This is a genomic window from Streptomyces sp. NPDC058295 (genome assembly GCF_042880655.1).
GTDB lineage: Bacteria > Actinomycetota > Actinomycetes > Streptomycetales > Streptomycetaceae > Streptomyces > Streptomyces coriariae.
In genome coordinates, this window is the sequence record NZ_JBHVYO010000038.1 from 13,271 (window position 1) to 25,846 (window position 12,576).

A 12,576-nucleotide genomic window follows, 5' to 3' on the forward strand; every position below is an offset into this window, starting at 1 on the left:
TGTTCTGTTTCCACGCCGGCTTGTTGTCCGCCCCGAAGAGGGGCCGCCGGCGTCCTGCCGAAAGCGATCCAGCTCGGGCAGATCGACGTGCCTGCCCGAGCTGGATCGCGGTGAATGCCCTTGGCCGGGGCGGTCGTTGCGGGAACGACCGCCGTTCAAGGGCGGTTGCAGCGGCTCACGGCCCCTGCTGGGCCTCTCATCGGTTCATGACTCGCTCGGCTCGCGTCAGATCGGACGGCTCGGACCGGACGGCTCGGATCAGATCGGACCGGACCGTGTCGGTGAGCAGTCCGACCAGGCCCTCGGTGTCCTGCCGCGTGTGGAAGTGACCTCCTGGCCGCACGGACGACGCGAAGCCTCCGTCGGTCTGGTCGCGCCATGCCGCCGTCCACGCCTCGCCGTTCGGCTCCGCGTCACCGACGATGGCGGTGATGGGACTGCGCAGCCGGGGGCCCGGCACGTACTCGTAGGTTTCCAGTACCTGGAGATCGGCGCGGTAGCAGGCCAGCGCGGCGGTGAGCAGTTCCTTGTCGGACGTGGTCGCCGCGGGCAGCGGGCCCCAGTTCCGTTCGATCTCGGCATGCAGCTCGGCGTCGTCGAGCAGGTGCAGCGACTGGGACTTGGTGAGCTGTGGCGGGGCCGGACACGACGAGACGAAGAGCCGCAGTGGCTTCGGTTGCAGGGCCCGGGCCACCTCGAACGCGACCAGCGCGCCCAGGCTGTGTCCGAACAGGGCGAACGGCGGGGTGAACTCCACCTGCGCGAGGATCTCGCCGACCAGTTCCGGCATCGAGGTCAGCGCCGGTTGCTTGAGGTCGTGGGCCCTGCCAGGTGGCTGGATGGCCGCCAGGCGCAAGCCGAGGGTGTGTGCCACCCACCGCGCGTACTCCCCGCCCGCCCCGCCTGCGTGCGGGAAGCAGTACAGGGTGGCGACGGAGGCATGCGGTGCCGGGCGTGTGATCACACGTATGTCAGCCACGAGGCGCCGCCGGGACGTCGCGCATCTGCTCTTCGATCAGTGCGGTGAGTTCGCGCACCGACGGCGCGAGGTACATCGCGCGGATTTCCATTTCCACCGGCAGCAGTTGCTCGAGCTGGCCCAGCAGTTCGTGCGCGACCAGCGAGTCCCCGCCGAGGTCGAAGAAGCTCTCGTCCGGGTCGACGTTGGGCAGGCCGAGCATCTGACCGAACAGCCTGGACACCGTCTGTTCGATGTCCACGTCGGCGTCGGCGGTGGGTGCGGCGTCCGCGGTGGGTGTGGTGGGCGCCGACGGCTGTGCGGTGGGCCCGGCCTCCAGCAGGTAGCGCTGCCGCTGGAACGGGTAGCCGGGCAGGGCCACCCTTCGCGGCTGCTCCGCGTGGGCTTGCGCCCAGTCGATCGGCAGCCCGGCGAGGAAGAGCTCGCCCAGTGCTGCCAGCGGGTCGGTGACCGTGATGGCGAGGTGGTCCGGCGTCCACTGCGGCTGCTCCCGCAGCCGTGCGAGAAGCCGCGAGTCGCCGATCTCCAGGAACACCCGGCCCGGAGTGTCCAGCGCGCCCTGGAGCTGGGCGTCGCTGCTGTCCGGGGTCAGGGTGAGATCCGGCTTCAGGCCGAGCGCCGTCCAACGCTGTACCGCTTGCCAGGAGGCCGTCTCGGACACCAGCAGGACCACAGCCCGTCCGTCCCGGGCGTGGTCACCGGAGATCAGCCGACCGGGCTCGTTCCCGCCGAGCACCTGCAGCGCGTCCTGCGTGTCTCGCACCACCGCGTAGCGGCGGTGGCCGTGCAGCCGTCGGCCGACTTGCAGCGTCCACGCCACATCCCGCAGGTCGGACTCGGGGTGATCCGTCAGATGGCCGGCGACACGTGCCGTCAGTTCGTCAAGGGCGGCCGGCGTGTGAGCGGACAGCACCAGCACCTGGTCCTGCGTGCTGTGTTCCCGGGCCCGCGGCGCCGGCGGCTGCTCCAGCACGACGTGCGCGTTGCCGCCGCCCAGGCCGCGCGCGGTGACGCCCGCCCGGCGCGGCAGCCCGGTGGGCTCCCACGGCGTGGGTTCGGTCACGACGGTGAACGGGCCCGCCGCGAAGTCGATGTCCGGGTTCGGTTCGCTGTAGTTCAGGCTCGGAGGAATGACCCCGCGTTCCACGGCGAGCACCGTCTTGATGAACCCGGCGATGCCGGCGGCGGCATCGGTGTGCCCGATGTTGGCCTTGACCGAGCCGAGCAGGCACGGCTGCTCACGCGGCTCCCCGTCGGCGAAGGCGTGGTTCAGCCCGGCGATCTCGATCGGGTCCCCTACTCGGGTGCCGGTGCCGTGGGCCTCGACGTAGGTGATGGAGGAAGGCGTCACACCCGCGGCGTGCTGGGCAGCCTGGATCACCTCAACCTGCCCGCGCACTCCCGGGGCGGTGAACCCGGCACGGTCCCTGCCGTCGTTGTTGACTGCGGAACCACGCAGGACAGCATGGATGTGGTCGCCGTCGGCGATGGCCTCGGACAGCCGCTTGAGCACGACCATGCCGCACCCCTGGCCACCGATCACCCCGTCGGCAGCCGCGTCGAACGGGCTGCACGTACCGCTGGGTGAGGTAATTCCGCCGACCCGGTAGTTGTCCAGCGCGGCGGGCAACCGTACCGAGGTACCGCCGGCCAGTGCCAGGTCGCATTCCCCGGACAGCAGTGCCCGGGCGGCGAAATGCACGGCGTACAGCGAGGTCGCGCAGGCCGCCTGCACATTGGTCGTCGGTCCCCGCAGACCCAGCTTGTAGGCGACGCGACTGGCCAGGTAGTCGCTGGTGGTGCCGGTCAGAATGTCCCAGTTGGTGATCGTGGCGTCTTCCTGCTGCCTGGCCCGCATTGTCTCCGTGTAGGTGGACAGGCTGGACCCGGCGTAAATGCCGATCAGTCCGGGGAATCGGTCCGGGTCGTAACCCGCGCCCTCGATCGCCTCCAGCGAGCACTCCAGCAGGATCCGGTGCTGGGGGTCGATGAGCAGGGCCTCACGCGGGGTGTACCCGAAGTAACTCGCGTCGAACCACTCCGGTGTCTTCAGCAGTCCGCCCGCTGGGACGTATTCCTTCGTGCTGCCGCCGGGAGTGACGAAGCTCTTCTTGGGGAAACGGCTGATGCTGTCCACGCCGGACACGAGGTTGTCCCAGAACTGGTCGGGCCCCTCCGCGTCCGCGAAACGACAGGCCAGTCCGATGACGGCGATTTCCGTGTCACGCCAGTCGGCCTCTGGGCCGGCAGAGGTCGCCGCCTCGGCCTTCTCCGGCTTCTCCGGGGCGTTCGCGACCGGTTCCTGCGCCGGTGTCGATCCGTCGAGGAAGGCGGCGCACGACCGGATCGTGGAGTAGATGAAAAGCTGCGGCAGAGTCGGCCGGATACCGAGACGCTCCTCGATCTGCGCGCGCACCATCTGCATGAGCATCGAGTATCCGCCGACTTCGAAGAAGTTTTCGGTCACTCCGACGTCGTCTATCTCGAGGACGTCGCACCAGATCTCGGCGAGAATTCGCTCGGTCTCGGTCGCTGCGGGCTGACGAGCGCTCACCGGATCACATCCTGGCGTCGTCCGTTTTCATGGTCAGCGAATATCGCCCGGCATGAAGCAGCCATCAAACCGCTCAGTCTCATGTTCCCCGTCAACTTTCTCGATCAGCAAGCGTGGTGATCCACAACGCCAGCGACTATAACGACGCCGACTCCACGGTTACAAGATCACCTTCGCTGGTGCGGGCGCCACCCGTCAGACGTCTGACGTCCAGTCAAACCCTAGCTCAGGCACGCCTCCACAGTCGGTCGAGGCGGCGGCGGGCCACGGAGGGGCGGGCAGGACCGGCAGTCGGTCTTTGTCTGTATTTGGTGCGGAGTTCGATCCATAAGGGCATAAGTGTTTTCTCGTGGCCGGTGTCGGACAGAACCGCTCGGACCAGCACCGCCGGCCCCGGCCCACCGAGGACACAGGGACGCCCGCGCAGGCTGACCGTGCCAGGTCCGTGCTGTCACCAACTGGGCTACGAGGCACCATCAAATCAATCAATAGCTCACGCCCGGCTCTCCTCTCGGACACCGTGCACCCGTGACAACACCGCCCACTCCAAGGCAAGATCAACTACCGCGGCTCCTGGGTTACACTCCCCGTCGTCAACGATGAGAAAGTTGGGGGACCGTGGTTACACAGCAGCTCTTTCTCGCCTGTCTGCCTTTCGCCGGCGGTGGCGCCGCCTTCTTCCGGGAATGGGAAAAGACAGACATACCCAAAGTCACGGTACTTCCGGTCCAGCTACCGGGCCGCGAGGAACGATTTCTTGACGATCCTTTCACCAAAGTTTCCGACGCAGTTGCCGAACTGACGCCTAAGATCGCCTCCGCTGCCGGAGAGGGGGCGGCCATCGCGCTGTTCGGGCACAGCCTCGGCGCAGTGCTCGCCTACGAGATCGCCAGGGAACTGGAGCGGACGGGCCACCCCGGGCTGCGCCACCTGTTCGTCAGTGGATCACCGGCGCCGCACGACGGACGGACCGAACGGGCGACCGGCCTGCCCGACGAGGAGTTCCTGGCCGGGGTGCAGCGGTTCGCCGGCTACCGGCACGAGGCGTTCGACGATCCCGACATGGTCGAGGTCCTGCTCCCGATCCTGCGCGCCGACGTGGAGATGCACGAGAACTACCGGGCGACCGGCACGGAGCCGCTCTCGGTGCCGGTCACCGCGCTGCGCGGCGAGCACGACGAACTCGTCTCCCGGGAGCAGGCCGAGCAGTGGGCCGAGGTGACGCGGGGTCCGTTCACCTACCAGGAACTGCCCGGTGGCCACATGTACCTGGTCGACGAGGCCGAGCGGGTGCTGCGGACGGTAGCCGGGAGCCCGGCATGCGACTGACCGGCAAGACCGTGATCATCACCGGCGCGGCCCGCGGCCTGGGCCGGGCCTGCGCGCTCAGGTTCGCCGAGGAGGGAGCCGACCTGCTGCTGCTGGACATCACGCAGGACCTGGCCGGCGTGCCCTACCCGCTCGGATCCGCCGGCCAGCTGGAACACACCGCGGATCAGTGCCGGCGCGCGGGCGCCGCGACCGTGACGGCCGCCGTCGACGTACGCGACGCCCAGCAGTGCGCGCTGGCGGTCGAGCAGGCGCTGGACCGGTTCGGCACGGTGGACGTGCTGGTCAACAACGCCGGAATCGCCTCGCCCTCCGGGAAGATCGCCCACGACATCACCGAGGAGGAGTGGTCGCTCATGCTCGACATCGACCTCTCCGGCGCCTGGCGGATGATGAAGTCGGTCGCACCGGTGATGGTCCAGCGCAGGTCCGGCAGCATCATCAACGTGTCCTCGACCGCGGGCACGGTCGGATACCGGCATTTCGCGAGCTATGTCGCGGCCAAGCACGGGCTGATCGGACTGACCAAGGCCGCGGCCCTGGACTACGCCCCGATGCGGGTCCGGGTGAATGCCCTGTGCCCCGGCTCGGTCCGTGACGAGCCGGTGATGGAGGGGCGGATGCTCGCCGAGATCGCCCGGTCGCTGGAGGTCCCGGTCGCCGAGCACGAACAGATCTTCGTACGGGACCAGCCGATGAACGCGCTGATCGAACCGTCCGACATCGCGAACGCGGCACTGTGGCTCGCGGAGGACGACTCCCGCCAGGTCACTGGCACCGTGCTGACCGTGGACGGCGGCTTCACGTCCCGATGACCAGGAGGTCCCAACCGTGACGACACCGACGATCGATGAACTGGCCGCTGGATGTCACAGCCTCGTCCTGCGGCTGCCCGGCACAGCCGATCCGCAGCGCCTGCTGTCCGAGGCGCTGCCCGATCCGGTCCAGGTCTGGCAGACCCCGGTGCCGGCCGACGCCGACGAGCCGGCCGGCCAGGACCGCAGGCGTGCCGAGTCCCTGCGGCCGATCCACCAGGACGGCCCTCCCCTGCGGGCCGTGGCCCTGAACTACCTTGACGGAACGACGGACCTGGTTCTGGTGGCGGTCCGCGCGGTGATCCCGCCGGCCGCGCTGCGGCGGATCGCCCGGCTGCTGCTGGACGGGTCAGGCGACGCCGTACCGGCGTGGCCCGCCGCCCCCCGGCCCGGCCTCGCGCACCGCGGACGCCTCGATTGGGGTCTGGGCGATCCGGACCTGCGCGGGGTCGCTGGCCGGGTGCAGATCGACCTCACCGGGCAAGGTGAATCGTTCCTGCTGCCGGCGATCGCCCTGGCCGTGAGCCGGTACAGCGGGGAGGACCGGACGGAACTGGGCGTGCTGGACCTGAGCGACGGCACAGCCGAACGCATCAGCGCCTACCCGCTGGAGGAGCCTGCGCAGGCTTCGGTCGCGGACTTTCTGCACCGCTTCGACCAGGCACCGGTCACCCCCCACGCGCCGTCGGCCGGGGTGGTCCTGAGCCCGGCGTTCGAGGAGGGGAGCTATACGGCCTGCCTGGCGCCGGTCTTCCCGCTCACCGTCCAGCTCGACCCCGGTTCGGCACGAGCGACCTGCCACTTCGACCAGGGCATGGTGGACGCCTCCATCGCGCGGCAGTTCAGCACACACGTGGCTCACCTGGCCGGGCAACTGGCGAACAGCGCGGCGCAGCGGCCGCTGTCCGAGCTGGAACTGCTGTCGCAAGCCGAACGGGCGGCAGTCCTGCGGGCGGGCGAAGCAGGCGACGGCGCCCCCGCGCGGGGGCGGATCGACCGCGCCTTCGAGGAGATGGCCGCCAAGCAGCCGCAGGCCGTGGCCCTGCTGGCTGGCGAGGAGCAGCTGACCTACCGGCAGTTGGACGAGCGGGCGGAAGCGGTAGCTGCGGGCCTGCGTGCGCTGGACATCGCACCGGGCAGCCGGATCGGTGTCTGCCTGGAGCGAGACGCCGACCTGGTGGTCACTCTGCTCGGCGTGCTCAAGGCGGACTGTGCGTATGTGCCGATGGATCCCCGCTATCCGGAGCAGCGCCTGAGCTTCACCGTCCGTGACGCGGGCATGCCCGTCATCATCACCTCCGCACCGGACTTCCCCGCGGTCCCCGGCACCCGGCTGCTGTCCCCGGGCGAACTGACCCGACTGGCAGCAGGCCGGACGGAGGCCGGTGCACGAGCCGACGACGGCGGCGAGAACCCCGCCTATGTGATCTACACCTCCGGTTCGACCGGCACGCCCAAGGGCGTGGTGGTGCCGCACCGCAACGTGCTGGCGCTGCTGCACGCCACCACCGGGGATTTCGCCCTGGGCCCCGACGACACCTGGACGCTGTTCCATTCCAGCGCCTTCGACTTCTCCGTCTGGGAGATCTGGGGGTGCCTGCTCACCGGCGGACGCCTGGTCGTGGTGCCCTACTGGACCACCCGCGACACCGAGGAGTTCTACGCCCTGCTGGCCGGGCAGCGCGTCACCGTGCTCAACCAGACGCCGTCCGCGTTCGCGCAGCTCATCCGCACCGACCGGCGCGTCCGCGGGGACCTGGCCCTGCGACTGGTCATCTTCGGCGGCGAACCGCTGGACGTGCGCATGCTCGCGCCTTGGTTCACCCGGCATCCGGCATCCGACTGCCGAGTGGTCAACATGTTCGGCATCACCGAAACGACCGTGCACGTCACCGCCCAGACGATCACCCCGCACGATGTCGTCACCGGCTCGCGATCGGTCGGCCGTCCGATACCGGGGTGGACGGTGTCCATACGCGACGGACAAGGACGGGTCCTGCCGCCCGGCCCCTCCGGCGAGATCTACGTCGGCGGCGCCGGAGTAGCCGGCGAATACCTCGGTCGGCACGAACTGACCCAGCAACGGTTCATCCTCGACGAATCCACAGGCGAACGGATCTACCGCAGCGGTGACAAGGGCAGGCTGCACCCCGACGGGCGTCTGGACCACCTGGGCCGGCTCGACAACCAGGTCAAGATCCGCGGACACCGCATCGAACTCGACGAGATCCGCACCGTGCTGCTGGGCGCACCCCACGTGACCGCAGCGGCCGTCGTCGTCAACCGCGACCAACCCGACGACCCCGCCAGCAGTAGGATCGACGCCTACGTCGTCCTGGAGGGTGCCGCCGATCGCGCACACGTATTCGCGCACGCCAAAACCACACTTCCCGACTACATGACGCCTGCGACGATCACCCAGGTCACCGAAATCCCGCTGACCATCAACGGGAAACCCGACACCACTCAACTGCCCGACCCGCGTACCGTGCCGACTGAGCCGCTCGACGCCCCAAAGCCCGCCACCGGTACCGTCGCCGACACCGTCCTGGGCATCTGGAGCAAGCAGCTCAACACCCCGGTGAACCTCCAGGACAACTTCTTCACCCTCGGCGGCAACTCACTTCTTGTCACCCGAGTTCTCGCCGAGATGCGGGACCAGAACCTACCCAAGATCTCACCCAGGCAGTTTTACAGCCACTCCACCGCAGCACAGTTCATCGGACTCGTCCAACAACTCAGCGGAGCCGACGACTGAGGTCCTTCAGTAGCTGTTGTCTTTTCGATCTTGGGCGATGGTGGTCGAACGGGGATTCCCGGTCGGGTGATCCTGCCGTGGTCACAGCATGAGGACAGGGCCTCCTGAACAGCTCGTGGGTGTCGAATCCATAGAGCACCAGGAGGCCCCTGTGCCGCAGTCTTCCGTGTCGATGGCCGGGCAGTCCAACTCGGCCGCCCCAACGTGTGATTGCCTCGCGCACACGTACGGCAACGCGGCTGACCGCCCCGAACGGCAGCGCCGGTACCCGACGGACATGCGGACATGGAGTGGACTGAGGTCCGGCCGCTGCTGCCGGTGCCTGGATGCGCGGGCGGGACGGCCGGCCGGAAGGACACTGCCACCGCGCGGTGCTGGACGCGATCCGCTATCTCGTGGACAACGGCGACAAGTGGCGGGCGATACCTGCCGACTTCCCGCCGTGGGACCGGGGTGTACGCGTTCTTCCGCCGCTGGCGCGACCATGCGCTGGTGAGGGAGTCACACGACCGGCTGCGCGCGCGGGTGCGCGAGAGGCTGGGCCGGGATGCCGAGCCGTCGGCGGGGGTGATCGACTCGCCGTCGGTCAAGGCGGACGCCGTCGTCGGCTTCCGTCGATGCTGTGCTGCCGCCGCACGCCGTGTGACGGCAGGGGAGTCATGACTGATCCCCCGGGCCCGCGGTCCGGGGGATCAGCTTCTTGCGCATCTCGTTGCGGTGCGCACCGAATCCTTCACGGCATATCTGAGCGGCCTTGCTGTTCTTCGGTGATGTAGTACTGGCGCAACTTGGCCCGTTCGGCCTCTCCGCGTTCAGTGTGGCGCCTCGGCTCGTCGACTCTCGTCGATGCCTCGCGGTCCCTGGGGCTGTCGGAGTCGGCGGAGACGGTCTCTTCCTCCTGCTCCTTGCCGCTGCGGGCGATGCCCGACGCGGTGGTGTCGTCATAGCCGCTCTGCGGGGTGGCAGTGTCGGGGTGCTCTTCGCCGCTGCGGGCGATGCCCGACGCGGTGGTGTCCTCGTAGCGGCTTTCCCGCGCGCCGGCAGTAGTGGTGTCGGGAGAAGTCGTGGCGCCGGCATGAGCCCAGCCGCCTTCACCCGGCTGATTGGCTTGCTGCCAGGCGGTGTCCCAGGCAAGGCCGTAATACTCGTACAGGTGGTGCTCCTCCTGTACGGACAGGTGGCCGCCTGCGTCGACGTCGATGTGAGGCGCGTCTTTGACCTTGTCCTTGGAGTAGGGCACTTCCAGGTGGTCCTCGACCACTGCGGCGTCCTGGATGGGTACGAAGGACTCACTGGTGCCGAACAGGCCCGTTTTGACGCTCACCCACTCGGGACGACCGGTGACATCGTCGAGGAAGACGTGCTTGGCGTCGCCGATCTTGTGGCCCTCGGCGTCGTAGACCGGATGATCCAGCACTGTCGGGATCTGCTCTCGCGTGATCATCTCTCCTCCCACTTCCCTGTGTGATTACCGGTTACCTTCCGAGTCCACAACCGTTCGTCTGCTCTGTTGATCATCGCGCTTCTCTTTCCATGCGCCCCCTATCCGGATAACCACAAAATGCAGCAGAACACGCAAATCTTCGCTTTTGTCATGGACGCGCGGGGTGTGGGGTGTATAGGTCCAGCTACCGGTACGACATAGTGCAAGCGGTGAAACGCCATGGAAGGCACGGCGGGGTGCCGGGGTGCACAAGCTCATCGCCCTGTGCCAGGGCCTGAACTGCGCCGCCATGCTGCGCCGCCATGATCCGCTCGATCCTGGTCACATCCCGAAGCGGTGGGCACGCCCGTCGTCCCGTCGAGCGCGGCGGCCCTGGGCCCAGTACAGGCCCGCACGGGCTCATTGGGGTCCCCAGGACCCCCGTCGAGCGGTTGGACAAGCTCGGGGTGTCCTTCTCGAACAGCAGAGCAGGCGCGCGAAGCTCACTGGCGACAAGCTTTGGAAACTGCTGTCCTTGGGCTGGAATGGGCGCGGCAAGGACTAAAGGACGGGGTAAGTTTGTAGTTAAGTTAGGTTTCTTTCCTGAGTGAAGGTGCAGTCATGGCATCCGAGGAAGAGCTGTTTGCGTCCGTCGACGCTCTGCTGAACGAGGAGCCGCACCTGCCGCCTCCGGCGGAGCGTGCCCGGCTGCGTGAGGCTGCCGGCATCACCCAGGCCCGCCTCGCTACCGCGTTGAAGACGACGACCCAGTCGGTGAAGAACTGGGAGAACGGCCGCAGCGAGCCGAAATCACCGCGCCTGGATGCTTATCAGCGGCTGCTGAACGGGTGGGCGGCGAAGTACCCCACCCCCCAAGCCGCCTCGGCTGCCGCGACGGTAGCGGCGGCCACCGAACCGGTGACGTCCGGGGTGGAGGCAGACCCTCCCCAGGGTCCCGGCATTGCAGCTGCAGAGTCGGCGCGTCCCGTCCCGCGGCCCGCCGCGGCGTCGCGCCGTCCGGCCGCGAGGAAGGCGGCGCAGTCCGCCGTCGATCCGCGCTTCCCGCACGGTCCGCTGGCGGTGCTGGACGGTGACGGCTGCGCGTACGGCGTCGGCGGCATCGTGCTCGACTGCCCCGCGACCACTGTCGTGGAGCTGGTGGAGTGGACGCTGCACGAGTCCGGCCTCGGCGCGCCGCGCCTGCACCGCAACGGCAAAGACAGTGACCCGCTGATCGTCCTCACCGCGGCCGCTGCCGTGAAACTCGGCCTCCCGGAGCGCCTCGAAGGCCACGAGCAGCGCCGTTCCCTGCGGCTGCCGGAGGATCATCCGGTGGTCAAGCAGGTGGTGAAGGCGAAGTGGCGCCTCACGCAGCGCGGATTCGGCCCGTGGGCAAGGATCTACCGCAAGGCCGCCGGTACGCAGCGGCAGTGCGTGCAGCTGGCGATCCTGTCCTGGGACGCTCTCGATGAGCGGTCCTGGCCCGGCGTGACGGGGATGGAGCCGGCCGACGTCGCCCGCGTCCTCGGCGTCTACGCGACCCGCGTCATCACCCCGCGCGGGTCCACGGCCGTATCGGGCCTTGAGCTCATGACCGCGCTGCGCCCGCCCACCCGCGCCGTGCAGGACCCCACGACCGGGAACTGGGTGCCCGGCCACAATCCCGGCTCGCTCGGCACGGACCCGATGGACCCGGCGCCGCCGGAGGCAACCCCCGAACACCCTGTCGTCGTGGACTCCGGCTGGAGCGGAGGGTTCCTGAACGAGGAGGCCTACCAGTGGGTGCGTGACGTCAGCCTGCTGACGGATGAGGAGTGCACGCTGCCGTACGCGGTCGGGCTCGACCTGAACACGGCGTTCCTCGCCGCCGCGGCCCGCCTGGTCGTCGGCCTCAGCGCGCCCGACCACTTCCACGCCCCGGCGTTCAACCCGAAGATCCCCGGCTCCTGGCTGGTCGACCTCTCCCGCATCGAGGTGGACCCGCGCCTGCCCTCGCCGTTCACGCCGGACGGCACGCGGCCGACGGGACCTGCCTGGTATCAGACGCACACCGTCGCCTACGCCCAGGAGCTCGGCTACAACGTCGCTCCGCTGGAGGCGTACCTGCGCCGCGAGACCGGCGCGTACCTCGATCCGTGGCACGACCGGCTCAAGACCGCGTACGTCGACACCCTCGCCGACCTCGGCGTCACCAAAGACCTCACGGACGTGGAGTTCCTCGCCGCCATGGAGCGGCACAAGGACGCCGACCCCGCGATGGCGGCCGTCCTCGCCGCCATCAAGGCCACCGTCAAGGGCGGCATCGGCAAGCTGCGCGAGCGCCCCCAGGGCAAGAAGTACAAGGAGGGCGAGCCGTGGCCGGCCCTCCAGCGGCCGACCTGGCGCCCCGACATCCGTGCCGCCGTCATCTCCAAGGCGCGGGTCAACATGCACCGCAAGCTCACCAACATGGTCAAGTTGACGGGCTTGTACCCGCTCGCCGTGTTGTCCGACTGCGTCGTCTACCCCAGCCCCGGCCCCTCGCCGTTGGACTTCCTGCCGTATGCCGCGTCCGGCAAGCCGCAGCCCGGTGGGTTCCGCCTCGGGCCCACGCCGGGTCTGGCGAAGCTGGAAGGCGTCCAGCCGATGCTGTGGGCGGTCGACCTGATGGAACAGGGCTACAACCCCGCCCGCCACATCAAGGGCGGCGACGCCGTCCTCGACGAAGGGGAGTAACCG

8 protein-coding genes are annotated in these 12,576 nt (G+C 68.8%); 5 read left to right on the forward strand and 3 right to left on the reverse strand.

What is annotated here, in order from left to right; translation table 11 throughout:
- Positions 1-196: 196 nt before the first annotated feature.
- Entirely contained in the window at positions 197-979 is a 783-nt protein-coding gene (locus tag ACFVYS_RS32210) for a thioesterase II family protein (protein WP_389507800.1), read from the reverse strand.
- Entirely contained in the window at positions 972-3,533 is a 2,562-nt protein-coding gene (locus ACFVYS_RS32215; protein WP_389507802.1) for a beta-ketoacyl synthase N-terminal-like domain-containing protein, read from the reverse strand. The genes ACFVYS_RS32210 and ACFVYS_RS32215 overlap by 8 nt, the downstream gene beginning before the upstream one ends.
- A 618-nt stretch (positions 3,534-4,151) precedes the next feature.
- Here ACFVYS_RS32215 and ACFVYS_RS32220 point away from each other — a divergent pair.
- The 4 genes from ACFVYS_RS32220 (at position 4,152) to ACFVYS_RS32235 (ending at position 9,211) form a co-directional block, all read left to right on the forward strand.
- Complete coding sequence (locus ACFVYS_RS32220; RefSeq protein WP_389507804.1) at positions 4,152-4,862, forward strand: thioesterase II family protein; 711 nt, start codon at positions 4,152-4,154, stop codon at positions 4,860-4,862.
- Positions 4,853-5,677 carry an SDR family oxidoreductase gene (locus ACFVYS_RS32225; protein WP_389507806.1) on the forward strand — a complete coding sequence of 275 codons (825 nt, stop codon included), beginning with the start codon at positions 4,853-4,855 and terminating at the stop codon, positions 5,675-5,677. The genes ACFVYS_RS32220 and ACFVYS_RS32225 overlap by 10 nt, the downstream gene beginning before the upstream one ends.
- Positions 5,678-5,693: 16 nt before the next feature.
- Positions 5,694-8,435, forward strand: coding sequence for an amino acid adenylation domain-containing protein (locus tag ACFVYS_RS32230; protein WP_389507808.1), 2,742 nt, complete (start codon positions 5,694-5,696; stop codon positions 8,433-8,435).
- Positions 8,436-8,761: 326 nt separating this feature from the next.
- Positions 8,762-9,211 (forward strand): transposase, encoded by a 450-nt coding sequence (locus ACFVYS_RS32235; RefSeq protein ID WP_389507810.1) that lies wholly within the window; start codon positions 8,762-8,764, stop codon positions 9,209-9,211.
- On the opposite strand, the gene ACFVYS_RS32240 is transcribed toward ACFVYS_RS32235, so the two are convergent.
- Positions 9,169-9,879, reverse strand: a complete 711-nt coding sequence (locus ACFVYS_RS32240) for a PRC-barrel domain-containing protein (protein WP_389507812.1) — start codon at positions 9,877-9,879, stop codon at positions 9,169-9,171. The two genes, ACFVYS_RS32235 and ACFVYS_RS32240, sit on opposite strands and share 43 nt — an antisense overlap.
- Positions 9,880-10,479: 600 nt before the next feature.
- On the opposite strand from ACFVYS_RS32240, the gene tap reads away from it, so the two are divergent.
- Positions 10,480-12,573 (forward strand): telomere-associated protein Tap, encoded by a 2,094-nt coding sequence (gene tap / locus ACFVYS_RS32245; protein WP_389507814.1) that lies wholly within the window; start codon positions 10,480-10,482, stop codon positions 12,571-12,573.
- Positions 12,574-12,576: the final 3 nt, after the last annotated feature.